The sequence below is a fragment of the Collinsella sp. AM09-41 genome (genome assembly GCF_003473245.1).
Taxonomy (GTDB): domain Bacteria; phylum Actinomycetota; class Coriobacteriia; order Coriobacteriales; family Coriobacteriaceae; genus Collinsella.
The window spans coordinates 43071-59743 of the sequence record NZ_QRMJ01000001.1 but is presented as its reverse complement, the minus strand read 5'-3'; the positions used below and the strand labels follow the sequence as shown (position 1 = coordinate 59743).

14 protein-coding genes and 1 tRNA gene are annotated in these 16673 nt (G+C 61.6%); 10 read left to right on the top strand and 5 right to left on the bottom strand.

What is annotated here, in order from left to right:
• Positions 1–18 precede the first annotated feature (18 nt).
• The 3 genes from DW112_RS00280 to DW112_RS00270 all read left to right on the top strand — a co-directional run bounded on the left by DW112_RS00280 (position 19) and on the right by DW112_RS00270 (position 1842).
• Positions 19–468 (top strand): MarR family winged helix-turn-helix transcriptional regulator, encoded by a 450-nt coding sequence (locus tag DW112_RS00280; protein ID WP_118328107.1) that lies wholly within the window; start codon positions 19–21, stop codon positions 466–468.
• A gap of 119 nt (positions 469–587) precedes the next feature.
• Positions 588–1442, top strand: a complete 855-nt coding sequence (locus tag DW112_RS00275; RefSeq protein WP_118328106.1) for a DegV family protein — start codon at positions 588–590, stop codon at positions 1440–1442.
• A gap of 79 nt (positions 1443–1521) precedes the next feature.
• Complete coding sequence (locus DW112_RS00270) at positions 1522–1842, top strand: MGMT family protein (protein ID WP_040359378.1); 321 nt, start codon at positions 1522–1524, stop codon at positions 1840–1842.
• Between the two features lie 394 nt (positions 1843–2236).
• On the opposite strand, the gene trpS is transcribed toward DW112_RS00270, so the two are convergent.
• On the bottom strand, positions 2237–3286 hold the full coding sequence (gene trpS / locus DW112_RS00265; RefSeq protein ID WP_117757745.1) for a tryptophan--tRNA ligase: 1050 nt from the start codon (positions 3284–3286) through the stop codon (positions 2237–2239).
• Positions 3287–3464: 178 nt separating this feature from the next.
• Positions 3465–4664, bottom strand: a complete 1200-nt coding sequence (locus tag DW112_RS00260; RefSeq protein WP_118328105.1) for an MraY family glycosyltransferase — start codon at positions 4662–4664, stop codon at positions 3465–3467.
• Positions 4665–5201: 537 nt separating this feature from the next.
• On the opposite strand from DW112_RS00260, the gene DW112_RS00255 reads away from it, so the two are divergent.
• The 5 genes from DW112_RS00255 (at position 5202) to proB (ending at position 9634) form a co-directional block, all read left to right on the top strand.
• Positions 5202–6140: a radical SAM protein gene (locus DW112_RS00255; protein ID WP_118328104.1), complete on the top strand. Its 939-nt coding sequence runs from the start codon at positions 5202–5204 to the stop codon at positions 6138–6140.
• A 106-nt stretch (positions 6141–6246) separates the two neighbouring features.
• Positions 6247–6319: transfer RNA gene (locus tag DW112_RS00250), tRNA-Ala, on the top strand.
• Between the two features lie 65 nt (positions 6320–6384).
• Positions 6385–6837, top strand: a complete 453-nt coding sequence (locus tag DW112_RS00245) for a hypothetical protein (protein WP_118328103.1) — start codon at positions 6385–6387, stop codon at positions 6835–6837.
• Positions 6838–6921: 84 nt separating this feature from the next.
• On the top strand, positions 6922–8427 hold the full coding sequence (locus DW112_RS00240; RefSeq protein WP_117641006.1) for a nicotinate phosphoribosyltransferase: 1506 nt from the start codon (positions 6922–6924) through the stop codon (positions 8425–8427).
• 79 nt (positions 8428–8506) lie between these two features.
• Positions 8507–9634, top strand: a complete 1128-nt coding sequence (gene proB, locus DW112_RS00235; RefSeq protein ID WP_117766921.1) for a glutamate 5-kinase — start codon at positions 8507–8509, stop codon at positions 9632–9634.
• 261 nt (positions 9635–9895) lie between these two features.
• Here proB and DW112_RS00230 read toward each other — a convergent pair whose 3' ends face one another.
• On the bottom strand, positions 9896–11314 hold the full coding sequence (locus tag DW112_RS00230; RefSeq protein ID WP_118328102.1) for an alpha/beta fold hydrolase: 1419 nt from the start codon (positions 11312–11314) through the stop codon (positions 9896–9898).
• Between the two features lie 113 nt (positions 11315–11427).
• Between DW112_RS00230 and DW112_RS00225 the strand changes: the two genes are divergently transcribed.
• Positions 11428–12714, top strand: coding sequence for a glutamate-5-semialdehyde dehydrogenase (locus tag DW112_RS00225; RefSeq protein ID WP_118328101.1), 1287 nt, complete (start codon positions 11428–11430; stop codon positions 12712–12714).
• 59 nt (positions 12715–12773) lie between these two features.
• Here the strand turns inward: DW112_RS00225 and DW112_RS00220 are convergent, their stop codons facing one another.
• Together DW112_RS00220 and DW112_RS00215 are read right to left on the bottom strand one after the other, a co-directional pair.
• Entirely contained in the window at positions 12774–13373 is a 600-nt protein-coding gene (locus tag DW112_RS00220; protein ID WP_117637809.1) for an HD domain-containing protein, read from the bottom strand.
• Between the two features lie 102 nt (positions 13374–13475).
• Positions 13476–13961 (bottom strand): CarD family transcriptional regulator, encoded by a 486-nt coding sequence (locus tag DW112_RS00215; RefSeq protein WP_006235480.1) that lies wholly within the window; start codon positions 13959–13961, stop codon positions 13476–13478.
• 342 nt (positions 13962–14303) lie between these two features.
• Between DW112_RS00215 and argS the strand changes: the two genes are divergently transcribed.
• Positions 14304–16157 carry an arginine--tRNA ligase gene (argS, locus tag DW112_RS00210; RefSeq protein WP_117766929.1) on the top strand — a complete coding sequence of 618 codons (1854 nt, stop codon included), beginning with the start codon at positions 14304–14306 and terminating at the stop codon, positions 16155–16157.
• Positions 16158–16673: the final 516 nt, after the last annotated feature.

Here is a 16673-nt window from a genome sequence, read left to right as displayed (position 1 = left end):
CGAAAGGCGGTCGTCACCATGCAGCAGAACGACGAGACACGTTTTGAGGACTTTGTCGGACTGATCAGCGGCCTCTACAAGGAGATTCAGCGCATCAAGACGTCCGAAGGCGCAAGGCTCGGCCTTAAGGGCTCCGATGTCATGTGCCTGTACTATCTTGAGCGCAGCAAGGACGGCCTGACTGGCGCCGACCTCGCCCGCATGGCCGGCGTTACCCGTGCCGCCGTTTCGCGCACACTGGCTCATCTGGAGGAGGGCGGCTACGTCGAGGTTGACGACTCGGGTGATGCGGCCGTCAAGTACCGTGCTCCGGTGCGCCTGACTGCTCTGGGCGGCGAGAGCATGAGCGAGGCCGATCGCATCATTCGCGATGTGCTCGATACCACCGGCAAGGCCATGGGCGTGGAGCAGCGCGAGCAGATGTATGCGTCGCTGCGCACGATCCTCAGCACCCTGCGCGAGATTTAGAGCCGCGCTGGCACTATCTTTCAGCCAACAACTGCATCGTCCCGTTTGAGCGCGTATACCGTGCCGGGGCATTGCTGTCAAAATTCCCCGCGCGAGCTCCGCGCAAGAAAGGATTTGTTATGTCCGTCCGCATTATTACCGATTCCGCAAGCGATATGTCGCCGGCGGAACACCCCGCTCTGTTTGTTCTGCCGCTGTCCGTTACCTTTGGCACCGATGTGTACATGGATGGCGTCGACATCGATCACCAGCGCTTTTACGAGATGCTCGTGGAGCGCGATGAGCTGCCCAAGACCGGCCAGGTCAACCCGTACGCGTTTTCGCAGGCGATTGCCGAGGCGCGTGAGGCCGGCGACGAGGCCGTGATTATTACCGTGGGCGCCAAGCTTTCGGGCACCAATCAGAGTGCCCGTACCGCACTTGCCGAGGCGCCGGGCGGCGACGTGTTCGTGGTGGACAGCAATAACGTAACCCTGGGCGAGCGTGTCCTGGTTGAGTATGCCCTGCGCTTGGTGGACGAGGGCCGTAGTGCGGCTCAAATCGCGGCGGCCGTCGAGGCAGTCCGCGACCGTGTGGTGGTTATCGGTCTGCTCGAGACGCTGGAGTACTTGGTGCGCGGCGGTCGTCTGTCTGCTGCGGCCGGCGCCGTGGGTACGCTGCTCAACGTGAAGCCGGTCGTGGCTGCCGAGGACGGTCTCATCGTGCAGCTGGGCAAGGCGCGCGGTTCCAAGAACGGCCGTAACCTGCTCAACCAGAAGGTCGAAAAGGCGGGCGGCGTCGACTTCTCCATGCCGCTGGCGCTGGGCTATACGGGTCTTTCGGACGCCGTGCTCAAGAAGTATATCGAGGACAGTGCGGCGCTGTGGGCTGGCCACACCGAGGGCGAGCTGCCCGTCCACACCATCGGCGCCACCATCGGCACCCACGTAGGTCCCGGCGCCGTAGCCGTGGCCTTCTTCCAGCCCGCCAACTAACCCACCTGCCAAAACCACCACAAAGGGGGCAGGCACCTTTGTGGTGGTTTATGCTTTTCCGGGTGGAAGGGAGCGAACAATGGCGTCTGAGGGCTTTTTTGAGCGGGTGTACGAGGTGGTCGAGCAGATCCCCGAGGGGATGGTCGCCACGTACGGCCAGGTGGCGCTGCTCGCCGGTCGTCCGCGGAGCGCGCGCTATGTGGGCTACGCGCTGCATAGCAATCCGCGCCCTGGTCAGATTCCCTGTCATCGCGTGGTGTTTGCCGACGGGCACATTTGCGAGGGTTTTGCGTTTGGCGGTCCCGATGCTCAACGTGAGCTTTTGCTAGGGGAGGGTGTGGCGTTTAAGGACGACATGCACGTCGACTTGGCCGCCTGTCGCTGGCCAGCAGGGCTCTAGCGGCTTTGCCGTGGCTAAAACCCCCACGAAGGTGCCTGTCCCCTTTGTGTTGGTTTTCCGTTGCAGGTTTACCGGGGCTAACTTATGGAGAACATATGACGGCGCGGTTTGACGCTACAAAGTAAACCACGGTGAACTATATTGTTTTCAGCAACGGAGCAGGCAATAGGCGATGAAAAAGCCTGCCCTGTTGAGTTTGATTCGCATTTCTCCCCTCTGTGCGATTCAACGGTGTACTTCGGGAACAGGCCCGCTGGCAACTTACTGCCAGCGGGCCTGTTCCTGTTTGTCGGGGGAGTGCAACGGGCAGAGCCGAACCGGTCGGGCACCAAAAAAGGGCGGACGCCGTAGCGCCCGCCCTAAAACAATCGACAGCTCAAGCCAGCAGATCGGTCTAGTACACCATGCCCATGGCGTCCTGAACCTCGGCTAGGGTCTGCTCGGCGATCTCGTTGGCGCGACGGTTGCCCTCGTGCAGGACGTCCTTGACGTAATCCAGGTCGTTCTCGTAACGCTGGCGACGCTCGCGAATCGGCGCGAAGTACTCGTTGACGGCCTCGGTCACGTACTTCTTGAGCTGGCCGGAGCCGCCCATGCCGATCTCCTCGGCAATCTCGACCTCGGAACGACCGGTGCAGATGGCGGCCGTCGAAAGCAGGCCGGACACGCCGGGGCGGTTCTCGGGATCAAACGTGATCATGCGCTCGGAGTCGGTCTGGCTCTTCTTGATGCGCTTGGCCGTCTCCTCGGCGGTCATCGAGATGTTGATGGCGTTGCCGTAGCTCTTGCTCATCTTGCGACCGTCAAGGCCGGGCAGCAGCGGGGTCTCGGACAGCAGCGCTTCGACCTCGGGAAATACCTTGCCGTAGCGGTTGTTAAAGCGGCGTGCGATGGTACGGGTGAGCTCGATGTGCGGCAGCTGGTCGCGGCCGACGGGAACCACGTTGCCCTTGCAGAACAGGATGTCGCAGGCCTGGTGCACCGGATAGGTGAGCAGAAGGCCGGTGAGCTCGTGGCCCGAGGCCTCCATCTCGGCCTTAACCGTGGGGTTGCGCGCCAGCTCGGCCTCGGAGACCAGCGACAGGAACGGCAGCATGAGCTGGTTGGCGGCGGGTACGGCGGAGTGCGCGTAGATCATGGTCTTGTCGGGGTCGATACCGCAGGCAAGGTAGTCCATGACCATGTTGTACACGTTGTCCTGGATATGCTCGGTGGTGTCGCGGTCGGTGATGACCTGGTAGTCGGCGATGAGCACGTTGGTCTTGGCGCCCATGTTCTGCAATTCAACACGTCCCTTGAGGGTGCCGAAGTAGTGACCCAGGTGCAAGCGTCCGGTCGGGCGGTCGCCGGTGAGCATGGTGAACTTCTCGGGCGTCTTTGCCAGGCCCTCGCGAATGGCGTTGCTCTTTTGCAGCGCGACTTCGTAGCTGTTCTCGTTTGGCATGATTGCTCCTTACGTATGCGTATTGGTCAAGATGATAACGCGTTTATTGAAGGGGGTGAGGCGTAAGCAGGAGAGGGGCGAGAAAGGGCGGCTTGCGCGATGGGTACAGAGCTGTGCGACGGGTGCGGCGTGGCTGCGCTTGGCCAGCGGCACCTGAGTGCATCCTCGGCAGCTTACCCTAGCGCCTGTGGTGGCGCTCTTCCCTACGTTCCTCGGCTGCCTGCTCCTCCTGCTTAAAGGCGGGGTCGTCGGGGGTTACCAGCTCGTCTTCGTGCGTCCGCTTGTTGTAATGGTGGCGCAGGACGGGCTCAAACAGGTGCAGATGCTTGGCGAAGGCAGCCGAGCCAATGGCGAGCACGACAAAGATGAGCACGCGCGTGGGCACCTCGACCTGATTGATCGCGGCGGCGCCGGCCGAAAGCATGATGCACCAGGCGTAGATGAGCAGCACGGCCTGCTTCTGGTTGTAACCCTCTTGGATCAGGCGGTGGTGGATGTGGCCCTTGTCGGCCTGTCCGATGCTAATGTGGGCGCGCTTGCGGCGCACGATGGCGCTGAACGTGTCGATGATGGGCACGCCGGCTACGATGAGTGGGATGATGAGTGAGGTGAGCGCGGCGGTGCGGCTCACGTTGAGCAGCGATATGGAGCCCAAAGCGAAACCCAACAGCAGCGACCCCGAGTCGCCCAAGAAGATGCTCGCGGGGTTGAAGTTGTAATGCAGAAAAGCCACGCACGAGCCAAAGAGCGCGATGGAGAGCGCAGCGGCGTCGATGCGGCCCGAAAGCATGGCCATCGTGAACATGGTGAACGATGCGATGCCGCAGATGCCGGTGGCCAGGCCGTCGAGGCCGTCGATGAGGTTGATGATGTTGGTGAACGCCACCAGGTAGATTACGGTGATGGGGTAGGCGAGCCAGCCGAGCACGATCTCGCCAGGGGCAAACGGGTTGACGATGACGCCGATTTTAAGGCCGCCCACGCAGGCGATAAGCGCGGCGAGCACCTGGCCGGCCAGTTTTTGCTTGGGCTTGAGCTGGAAGACGTCGTCGATCGCGCCGGTCGCAAAGATCACAGTAAAGGAGAGTGCCAGCACGGGGTAGCTGATGTGCAGGCGCGGGTGCGGCACCAAAACGGGCGGCCAGCCCAGGTACCAGGTGCCCAGGATCTGCACGATGCAGGCGACGACGAGGCCCAAAAAGACCGCGGTGCCGCCCATGCGCGGGATGGGCTTAGTGTTGATACGGCGCTTGGAGGGATAGTCGACGGCGTCGAGCTTAATTGCCAGGCGCTTGACCAGGGGCACCGTGAGAAAGGTCGTGATAAAGGCAGCGGCCGCCACGCATAAGTACGGTATGAAGCTCGTGGATGAAGCCATGAATCGAAAACCGCCAAGCGTCGAAGGAAAAGGTCAAAGGGCGCTACGCGCAAAAGGGCATAGCTGACCCATGATACTCGACCGAGGGGGTGCGGGGGTTTGCGCCGTGCGATTATCACGCGCTTACCAGATATTGGGATGTTGGCGGAGGTTCTGCCGAGTGCCGTTGTTGGGTGTCATACGGGATCTGCGATGGCAATTCTTGGCAAAATCGGTAAAAGAAAACCACCCCCCACGTTACGAAAATGAACCCACCTAAAACAGGTGGGTGCCCTCATCGACCGTTCCAGCGTCCTTAACAACGAAGGATACCTGTACTAAGTACGACTGTGTGGGCTCCCTAAATAAACGCGACGGTTCACCCAGTTGCTCCGCGGGGGGCGGAATACCTATATCATAAAGCGGCGCTTTGTTGATTCCAGTCTTGACATTACAAAATTCGTGTCGGACGATTACGGCGCCTTGGGCTTGGAGCCGTCTGTGCGGTCCGGGCCTTTGCGTTTGAGCTGCTGAATCGTTGTTTTGGAGCATGTTTTTATGCCGACGTCGTTGACCGAACTTTTTTCGCCCGCCTGCCATTTGTGTCCACGCCGTTGCGGCGCGGCACGCGACGAGGGCGCGCGTGGCGTGTGCGGCGCAGACGACACGCTTAAGGTTGCCCGCGCGGCGCTCCATATGTGGGAGGAGCCGCCTATCTCGGGCGAGGCCGGCTCGGGCACGATTTTCTTTAGTGGCTGTTCGCTCAAATGTGTCTACTGTCAAAACCACGAGATCTCGACGGGCAATTTTGGGCTTGAGATTTCGCCCGAGCGCCTGGTCGAGATTATGTTGGAGCTGCAGGACCAGGGCGCCAACAACATTAACCTGGTGACTGCGACGCATTATGCTCACCTGCTGCCGGCCGCGATTGACGCAGCGCGGGAGCGCGGGCTGGACATCCCGATCGTCTATAACACGAGCGGCTATGAGCGGGCGAGTGCCGTGGCTGCCCTGGGTGACCTGGTTGATGTGTGGCTCACCGACTTTAAATATGCCGATGCCGGGCTTGCGCAGTCGCTCTCTCATATTAAGGATTACCCGCGCGTGGCCGTGTCGGGCCTGGCACAGATGGCGCGCGAGATCGAGCGCCGCGGGGGAGAGCTGGTGGACGACGAAGGGCTCGTGAAGCGCGGTATCATCGTGCGTCACCTGGTGCTTCCGGGCCATGCGGACGATTCGTGCCGCGTACTGGACCTGGTGTGGCAGACGGTGGGCGACGTGCCGATTTCGGTCATGAACCAGTACACGCCCAATGCGCTCATGCGCGAGCAAGGCGGCGAGTTAGCACGCGCCGTGACGCGCGAGGAGTACGAGCAGGTGCTCGACCATGCCGACGACCTGGGCTTTACGACGATGTTCTGGCAAGAGGGCGGCGCGGTAGACGAGAGCTTCACCCCAGCCTTCGACACCACCGGCGTCCTCACCAGCGCAAAGTAGCGCGTTTGCCGATGATTTTTCTGGGACGGGGATTAAAAAATCATTAGGAGTAGTCTTTTTGGGCGTTGACAGTTGGCGAGCCGTGGGTAAAATATCAACTTGTCCTGGGGACGTAGCTCAGTTGGGAGAGCGCTGCCGTCGCATGGCAGAGGCCGAGGGTTCGACTCCCTTCGTCTCCACCCTTGGATTTGATAAGCCGCTGACATTGTGTCGGCGGCTTTTTTTAAAAAGAAAGGGCTGAACTATGGCCGAGCTTGAGTCCCAACCATTGTCTGACGAGGAGCGCGCCGAGTTGGAAGAGCTCCGCGCCGAGAAAGCTCGTCGCGAGGCCCAGGAAGAGGCACGCCGCGAGCGTGAGGAGCTGGCCGCCCTGCGTGCCGAGCGCGAGAAGGCCGAGGAGGCCGCTGCGAAGGTTGCATCCGAGCCTGCGCCCGCGCCCAAGCCCGCCGCCGCGAAGCCCGCGCCCACTTCACCCAAACCTCAGCCCAAAAGAGCCACTCACCCCAAGCCCGCCGAGCCCAAACCGAGCCGTGACGAGATGACCTTTGCCCAGCGCATGGTCACCTCCAAGGAGCCTACGGGCGAGAACGAGATCCCTGGCATGGCGCCGGCTCAAAAAATCATCATTGTCCTTGCCCTCATCGCGTTTGTCATCTTTATGGGCTACACGATCCTGACCAGCATGGGCCTGCTCTAGCCCATTCGCGCTGGGTGCCATGCCCGAACACTCTGCCCTTTTCCAACCCTCAACCTCTGCACAACGCATCCGAAAGGTCGCCCCATGGCTTTGACCGACATCTCGCATCCCACCGACATTGCAATGCTCACCGATCTGTACGAGCTCACTATGGCCCAGGGCCTGTGGGAGAGCGGCAAGGCCAATGAGCAGGGTTGTTTTACCGCGTTTTACCGCGACCATCCTTTTGGCAGCGCCTATGCCGTCATGTGCGGCACCGCCGAACTGCCCGAGCTGGTCGAGAATCTGCGCTTTACGCCCGAGGACATCGACTACCTCGCCTCGCTCCAGGCCCCGGCCGGCGGCGCGATGTTCAAGCCTGGATTCCTCGACTACCTGCGCGATTTTCGTGCGCATGTAAACATCGACGCCGTGCCCGAGGGCGAGCTCGTCTTTCCGCGCGAGCCCATGGTTCGCGTCACCGGCCCCGCGCTGGAGTGCCAGCTGCTTGAGACGGCGCTGCTCAACATCGTTGGGTTCCAGACGCTTGTCGCCACCAAGACGGCGCGCGTGGTGCTGGCGGCGGACGGCCGTCCCGTTGCCGAGTTTGGCCTGCGCCGCGCTCAGGGTCCCGATGGCGGCTTGGCCGTCGCGCGCGCGAGCTACGTTGCCGGCTGCTCCTCTACGTCCAATGTGCTCGCCGGCCGCCGCTACGGTATTCCCGTCTTTGGCACGCATGCGCACAGCTGGGTGATGAGCTTCGACTCCGAGCTCGAGGCATTCCGGGCTTTTGCTAAGTCGAGTCCCAAGAACTGCACGCTGCTCATCGACACCTACGACGTACGCGAGGGTTGCGAGCATGCCATTACGGTTGCCAAGGAGATGGAGGCGGTGGGCGAGCGTCTGTCGGCTATTCGCATTGACTCGGGCGACCTCGCCAAGCTCTCCAAGTATGTTCGTGGCCGTTTTGATGCCGAGGGCCTGCCCTATGTGGGGATCTCGGTTTCTAACGATCTGGATGAGTACACGATTCAGTCACTGCTCGACCAGGGCGCGCCCATCGATAGCTTTGGCGTGGGTACCAAGCTTGCGACCTGCTATGACCAGCCGGCGCTGGGCGGCGTGTACAAGCTTTCCGCCCGCCGTGCGAGTGAGACGGACCCGTGGACGCCGGTGGTGAAGCTCTCCGAGCAGCCCTACAAGCGCACAATTCCCGGTGTTCAGCGCGTACGACGCTATTACGACGGCTTTGGCGGCCCGGTTTGCGACATGATTTATGACGAGGACCATCTGGCAGGGGAGGGCGCCGCGCGCGGCAATACCCTTGTGGCCGTGAACGATGCCGCCCTGGTGACCGACGTGTCCGAACTTGAGTATCGCGAGCTGCTGGTGCCGATCGTGCGCGATGGCAGTGCGGTGGCTCCGCGTGAGAGCATCCAGGACGCGCGCGAGCGCTGTGCTTGGGCGCTCGACCATCTGGACGCAGCTTTCAAGCGCTTCCTGTACCCGCAGACCTATGTGGTGGGTATGGAGCAGGGCCTGGCTCAGGTGCGCGACGAGCTCGTGCGTAAGAACATGGCCGCGGCCTCTGCCTTTCCCTGGGCCCACTAATTCCTTGGGCGGTAGGGGCGAGTCACGCTTCCCTGGCCGCCGGCTCGGCCGTTCGCTGAACAGTTGATTGGTTTGACGTATGACGACTTCTTATAAAACGATGGTGGTAAAGATCGGTTCGTCCACGGTGGTGGGTGCCGATGGCAAGGTCAACCGCGCCTTTATCGGCGGACTTGCCGATCAGGCCGCAGCGCTGCGCAAGCTCGGCTGGCGTCTGGTTGTGGTGAGCTCGGGCGCTATCGCCTGTGGCTATCCCGTGTTGGGCTTCGACCGCAAGCCGGTCGGTGACCTGCCGAGCCTGCAGGCCTGCGCCTCGGCCGGTCAGTGCATCATCTCGTCGGCCTACGACGAGGAGTTCCATGCGCGCGACCTGCTCACCTCGCTCGTGCTGCTCACGCGTCACGACACGGCGCGCCGCACGTCCTACCTGCACGCGCGCGACGCCCTGCTTCGCCTGGTGGAGCTGGGTGTGGTGCCGGTCGTCAACGAGAACGATACCGTCACCGTCGATGAGATCAAGTTTGGCGACAACGACACGCTGGCGGCGCTTGTGAGCTGCCTGGTTTCTGCCGATCTGTGCGTGACGCTCTCGGACATCGATGGTCTCTATACTGCCAATCCGCATGAAGACCCCACGGCCGAGTTTGTTCCTGTCGTGCATAAGATCGATGCCAAGATTATTGCCTCGGCGGGCGATTCTTCCACATCGGTGGGCACGGGCGGCATGATTACCAAGATCCGCGCGAGCCGCATCCTGATGACGGCGGGCATTCAGAGCGTGATTTGCTCGGGCGAGGAGCCCGATGCGCTCGTGCGTCTCGCCCGCGGCGAGAGCGTGGGCACGCTGTTCGATCCGCCGGCGGAGCGTCTGGACATCGCACCCCGCAAGCTGTGGATCGCGCTGGGCGACAAGGCACATGGCTCGGTGACGGTCGATGATGGTGCTGCGAAGGCGCTGGTCAGCCGTGGCTCTTCCCTGCTTGCGGTGGGTATTCGCGAGGTCGATGGCCAGTTTGCCGAGGGCGATGTGCTCGATGTGTGCGATCCGAGCGGTATGGTCGTCGCCCGCGGTATCGCCGAAGCCGATTCGGACGTGCTGGAGCTTGCTGCCGGTCGCCGCCAGGACCAGATCGCCAGCAACCGCCTGCTCGCAGACCTGGCCGAGAAGCCCGCGATACACAGGGATAATCTAATCGTCTTCGCCTAACGGGTCGACGCTGCGCGCCGCCCAGAGCGACAATTTGTCATTCAAAAGGCGAGGCATGACCATCAGGTCTATGCCTCGCCTTTTTCATGCCAACTTGTTCGCTCTGGGCGGCGCTCGCTTCTTTTGTTCGACCTACGATTTAAAGCCACTGCTAAGGGGCGTTTTCGCTTTCCGTCCTCTACCTGCGGCATTGTCGTTGCCGGCACTTGTTCGGCACTTGGGGACGTTCCTTTTGTGCCGGCAGGTGGGGACGCTCCTTTGCTAGAAGATTTGGCGCAGGTCTCCGCGGTTGAGGGCTTCGTTGAAGAGGTGCTTGAACACCACGCTACCGTGTAGACCGTCGTGCTCGAACTCGTTGGTCACCCAGGCGTGCGAGTTGCCCACGCGGCTGAGCGTATCGAGCTGCAGGCCCGAATCGACGTACATGTCGTCGAAATACACCGCGGCCTGGAGCGGCACCTCGTTGCAGGCCAGGCGCTGCGGGTCGTAGATCTTGTCCCAGCTGGTGTCTTCCATCAGCAGGTCCATGGCGGGTTTAAACGGCTTAAGTTCGGGCATTTGCTCAAACATCCACGGGAACATGGCCTCGCCGGTAAACATGAGCGGGCGCGCGAGGGTGTCGAACTCGGCACGGTGTGCCTTCTCTTCTGCCGCGGCCCAGCGAATGGGCATGGTATCGCCGTCGGCGTAGATGAACTCCTGCAGTGTCCAGTACAGCGGGTTTGTACGCGTGTTGGTGCGCTCGAAGGCGCGCATCAAAAAGCTGTCAGATACCGAGGCGTCGCAGGTCAGCGTGCCGTCGCCATCAACAAAAGCGTGATCGATAATCCAATGCATGCGTTCAAAGCTCGGCTTCATGCCAAAGTCGCTGCCCATGAGCTGTAGGCGCTCGACCGTCATCGGCGAGCCGTCGGGCAGCACGGGCTTCTGTGCCTCGAGCGCATCGGCCAGGGCTGCCACGCGCTCGACGTCGGCGGGGTAGCGGTCGTAATACTGCTGCGTCTTGGCGGCCATGCGCGGGAAGGTGTGCGCGTAGACCTCGCTGGCGCTCGCCGGCACGTGGGGGATGCCGCCGCAGGTAAAGCTCGCCGCCACGCCCTCGGGGAAGAGCGACAGATAGCTCAGCGTCAAAAAGCCGCCGTAGCTCTGGCCGAGCGTGACCCACGGCTTGCCGCCAAAACCCACCAGTCGCAGGTATTCAAAATCGCGCACGATGGAGCTGGCGAGGTGGCGCTTGAGGAAGTCCGCCTGCGAGCGTGCTGTATCGGCGCCGGCGGCCGTTGCGCGATCACCCAGTGCCTTGATCGTGCGTCCGTCCACGCAGTTACTGCGTCCGGTGCCGCGCTGGTCGGGAAGGACCACGCGGAAGTGCTTGACGGCCTCCTCGATCCAGCCATCGCTTGTGGGCGACAGCGGACGCGGGCTCTCGCCGCCGGGGCCGCCCTGCAAAAACAGAAGGAGCGGCAGGTCGTCGTTGATGCGGTCGGGTGCGCAGACCACGCGGTAGAAAAGCTTGATGCTCTCGGGTGCGCCGGCGATGGGTGCCGGCATGGCGCCGCGGCGCATGGTGCTGCCGACGGCCAAAAGCATGGGGTCCAGCCCGCGCCAGTCGAGGGGGACATCGATGCTGTGGTCCTCAACATACAGGCCGGGGACGTGGTACGAAGTAATGAGCGCCATGTGATGCTTCCATTCATTGGGGTGTTTCGGGTTGACCAATTCTACCGCCGCAGACGAAGGTATGTGTAAATCGGCTACCATGGTGGGCAAACATCTAGGAGAAAGGGCCGTCCATGTCGGTCGATATAGCCACGTACGTTCACGATCTTGCCGTTGAGGCCAAGGCCGCCTCGGGCGCGCTTGCCACTGCGAGCGATGCCCAGCGCCAGGAGGCCGTGCGCGCCATGGCCGCGGTGCTGCGCGACGGCATCGATTCCATCGTTGCCGCCAACGAGCTCGACATGTCCGCCGCGCGCGATGCGGGCACCTCGGCGGGGCTCCTCGACCGCCTGCTGCTGACGCCCGAGCGCGTCGAGGGCATGGCCGCCGGACTGGAAAAGCTCGCCGAGCTGCCCGATCCCGTCGGCCGCGTACTCGACCACCGCGCGCTCGCAAGCGGCGTGGACCTGACCCGTGTGAGTGTGCCGCTGGGCCTAGTCGCCATGGTCTACGAGGCGCGCCCCAACGTGACGGCCGATGCCGCAGGCATCTGCATCCGTACCGGCAACGCCTGCATTCTGCGCGGCGGCTCGCTGGCCTATCACTCGTGTGCCATGATCGCCGAGCTGCTGGCCGATGCGCTCGAGGCCAAGGGCTTCCCGCGCGAGGCCGTGTCGATGATCGAGTCCACCGACCGCGAGGCCACTGGCGAGCTCATGAAGCTTCGCGGCATTGTCGACGTACTCATTCCGCGCGGCGGTGCAGGCCTGATCCAGCGCTGCGTGCGCGAGTCGCTTGTGCCGGTGATCGAGACGGGCACGGGCAACTGCCACATCTACGTGCATGAATCCGCCGACTTTGATAAGGCGCTCAATATTATCGTTAATGCCAAGACCCAGCGCGTAGGCGTGTGCAATGCCGCCGAGTCGCTGCTGGTCGACCGTGATGTGGCCGATGCGTTTTTGCCTGCGGTCGTTGCCGTGCTGCACGACCACGGCGTGCTCATTCACGGCGACGAGGCCACGTGCGCCGCGTGCGCCGACGCCGGCTTTGTGGAGGGCGATGACTACGTCGCCGCGACTGAGGAGGACTGGGGTCGCGAGTACCTGGCGCTCGAGATGAGCGTGAAGGTCGTGGCAAGCGAGGACGAGGCCATCGCACACATCAACCGCTATGGCACCATGCATTCCGAGGCCATCGTCGCCGAGGACGCGGACGCCTGCGAGCGCTTCCTGGATGCGGTCGATGCCTCGGCCGTGTACGCTAACGCCAGCACGCGCTTTACCGACGGAGGCGAGTTTGGTCTGGGCGCCGAGATCGGCATCTCGACCCAAAAACTCCACGCCCGTGGCCCCTTTGCCGCCGAGGCCCTCACTACCTACAAATACAAGCTCCGCGGCACCGGCCAGGTCCGCCCCTAACGCCCACGCAAACAAAAACCACCACAAAGGTGCCTGTCCCCTTTGTGGTGGTTTTGGTGCTAGGCCTGGAAGGCGTCGCGATCGGGAGCGAAGGACTGCATAGCCGCGATGGTGCGGTCAAAGAGCTCGGGAAGCTCCCAGCCCAGCATCTCAGCGCCTTGCGAAATCACGTCGCGCGAGCATCCGGCGGCAAAGCGCTTGTCCTTGAACTTCTTCTTGAGCGACTTGGTCGTAAAGTCCATGACGCTCTTGCTCGGGCGCATGATAACCGCGGCTCCGATCAGGCCGGTAAGCTCGTCGCAGGCAAACAGGATCTTCTCCATCTGCAGTTCGGGCTTGGGCAGCGAGGTGTTGAAATCAGAGGTGTGCGACTGAATGGCGCGGATGAGCTCAGGAGAGGCACCCTCGCCTTCGAGGATCTCGGCAGCGTAGATGGTGTGGTTCATGGGGTCGTCCTCATGCTCCTCCCAATCCAGGTCGTGGAGCAGGCCGACGATGCCCCAGAACTCCTCGTTCTCGGGGTCGAACTCGCGCGCAAAGTAGCGCATGGTGCCCTCGACCGTTTCGCCGTGGGTGATGTGGAACGGATCCTTGTTGTGCTCGTTGAGCAGTTCGAATGCGCGGTCGCGGGTGATTCCGGCGGTAAGCGTCTCTGCCATAACAGACTCCTTGTGCTCGTGGGTATCGATGAGATTGAATACTACTAGAACAAGAAAACCACCACAAAGGTGCCTGTCCCCTTTGTGGTGGTTTTTGACAGGTTAGTTGAGGGCGGCTTGGGCTAGGCGGGCTTCGGCGGCCTCTTCGGTGACGCCCAGGGCCACGGCGAACTCCTCGATGGAGCGGCGCTTGGCTTCCTTGAGTACGCGCATGTAGTAGGAGCTGGGCTTTTTATCAGCTTCCTCGGCCTGGCGGATGCGGTGCATCATCGTCTTGGCCACACGGACCGTCTCGGGCGCGCCCAGCTTGAGCTGCTGCTTAAAGTGTGTCTCTTCAAGCGAGCTGTTGCGCTCGGTAAAGGTGTCGCACTCCAGCTCGTCGTAGTGGCTCAGCAGGTGCTCGGCATCCTGCTGAGAGATGGCGGCATGTAGGCGGTCGGCCTGCGCCACGGGGTACATGAGAATCGTCTGCGCATGTCCCTGCTTGGTCTCGAGCAACAACATGGGCTGCGGCGTGTCGTCCCTAAAACCGACGACGGTGCAGACTCCCTGGCCCGGATGAATGACGTGTTGACCGATTGAGAACATGCTACCTCCAACTTATACGAATTTGCGTATGTCTAGAATACCACGTTGACGTGCGCAAACCATTACTTTATGCAGGAAAAGCACACAACTCCGATAGGTAAGAGTATTCGATATTCCGAGCAGCTCATGCACATGTTTATGCATTTTCGGCAGGTGCACAATCGGCAGGCAGACCGCTATCTTTGAATGGTCCTGTGCGAGCTGTAGTCATTTTTGTGCATATGCAATATCGATTAACTTTACCCTGCGACAGTAGCTACTGCTTGTGATAGAGTGCTACAAACTCTGGCTTTTGCCCTACGAGTGACCAAGAGCTCGGGGGCTTTAACACAAGGAGGATCTATGCCCGAGAAGATTGAAGAGCTGGTACGCGCTGCGCTTGCTGCGGCCCAGGAGGCCGGCGACCTTTCCGCATTTGAACTTGACGATTGCGCTATCGAGCGACCGGCTGATACTTCTCATGGCGAGTGGACTTCCACCATGGCTCTGAAGTCCGCCAAGCTGGCTCACTGCGCCCCGCGCAAGATCGCCGAGGCCGTCGTTGCCCATATGCCCGAGGACCCCGCGATCGAGAAGGTCGAGATCGCCGGCCCCGGCTTCATCAACTTCTACCTCTCCGTCGCCGTCAAGAACGCCATCTTTGGCGAGGCCCGCGAGAAGGGTATGGACTTTGCTAAGTCCAACGTCGGCGGCGGCCTGAAGACTCAGGTCGAGTTCGTCTCCGCCAACCCCGTCGGCCCCATGCACATCGGCCACGGCCGCTGGGCTGCTCTGGGCGACTCCCTTTGCCGCGTCATGGACCACGCCGGTTACGACATCCAGCGTGAGTTCTACATCAACGACCACGGCTCTCAGATGAACACTTTCGGCAACTCCATCAGCACGCGCTACATGCAGCTCGCCGACATCATCGCCAAGCAGGGCGTTGATATCGACGAGGCTCACAAGCTGCTGATCGCCGACCGTGACGCCTTTGTTGCCGACGAGAACGACGAGCACCCCGAGACCCATCCGTATCAGGACAACTTTGCCGAGACCTTGGGCAAGGACTCTTACGGCGGCGACTACATCATCGACGAGGCCGCCGAGTTCTGGCGCACCGACGGCGACAAGTGGGTCGACGCCGATCCGCAGGAGCGTATGGAGAGCTTCCGTGAGCGCGGCTACGTGAAGATGGTCGACAACATGCGCGACCTCTGCCACGCCGTCAACTGCGACTTTGACCGTTGGTACTCCGAGCGCTCGCTGTATGTGAAGGACACCGAGGGCGAGACCGCCGGCACCTCCGCCGTCGACCGCGCTTTTGAGAAGCTCGACAAGATGGGCTACCTCTACACCAAGGACGGCGCCCTGTGGTTCCGCTCCACCGATCTGGGCGACGACAAGGACCGCGTCCTGATCAAGTCCGACGGCGAGTACACCTACTTCGCCTCCGACGTCGCCTATCACTGGGATAAGTTCCAGCGCGTCGACCACGTCATCGACATCTGGGGCGCCGACCACCACGGTTACATCGAGCGCGTCCGCTGCGTCTGCGACGCTCTGGGTTACCCCGGCAAGTTCGAGGTTCTACTGGGCCAGCTCGTCAACCTGCTGCGTAACGGCAAGCCCGTCCGTATGTCCAAGCGCAAGGGCACCATGGTGACCCTTCAGGAGCTCGTCGACGAGGTTGGCTCCGATGCCGCTCGCTACACGCTCATCTCCAAGAGCTCCAACCAGATGGTCGACTTCGACATCGAGGCCGTTAAGAAGCGCGACAACTCCAACCCGGTCTATTACGTGCAGTATGCTCACGCCCGCGTGTGCTCCATCCTGCGCCGTGCCGCCGACGTTACCGCCGAGCAGGCCGACGAGATGGGCATGAAGGCCGTTGCCGCCAAGGCCATCGGTGAGAACGTCGATTACTCGCTGCTGACCGACCCGACCGAGCTCGCCCTTTCGCGCAAGCTCAACGAGCTCACCGACCTGATCGCCAGCTGTGCTCGCGATCGCGCCCCGTTCCGTCTGACCCACTTTGCCGAGGAACTCGCCGGTGACTTCCACAGCTTCTACGCTGCCTGCCAGGTGCTGCCGAGCGAGGGCCGTCCCGTCGACCCCGAGCTTTCGCGTGCCCGTCTGGCCGCTTGCGATGCCGTCCGCGTGACGCTCGCCCTGGTGCTCACCCTCGTTGGCGTTTCCGCGCCCGAGCAGATGTAACCTGCGGGTCATTTGACCGTGTAGGTTTGGTTTAACTGGGCCCTATAAGCCCGATCTCCCACGGAGGTCGGGCTTTTTTCGCAAATGCCGACGTATTGACGAATTTGGAACTGCTGGAAATACGAAACTATGCCGGTTTACTACGATGAATTGGGAATTTCCAACCACGCCGGCTTTTCGCAAAAAAGCGCAAGGCATCTACCTGCGGTTTTTAGTTCAACATGTTTCGGAGTGGTCGCGGTTGATCGATTCGTCGTAGTAAACCGCCATAGTTTTGGCGGAGGCAGTCTGATTTGTGGGTGGTAGACCAAAGAGTGTCCCTTTTGACTAGTCGTTTAAGAACGCCCCCAATGACTAAGTTGCAGGTGGCGGCGGTTGTGTTACACTAACGCTGCGTAGTTGACGCAATCATCTCGATACAGATCAATGATGTCCGTCGTTTTGAACGGAACTAGACTGTTTAGCCGCCCTGAAGGTTTATGCAGGGAGCATGTGATCACAGGGCTTGAAAAGAAA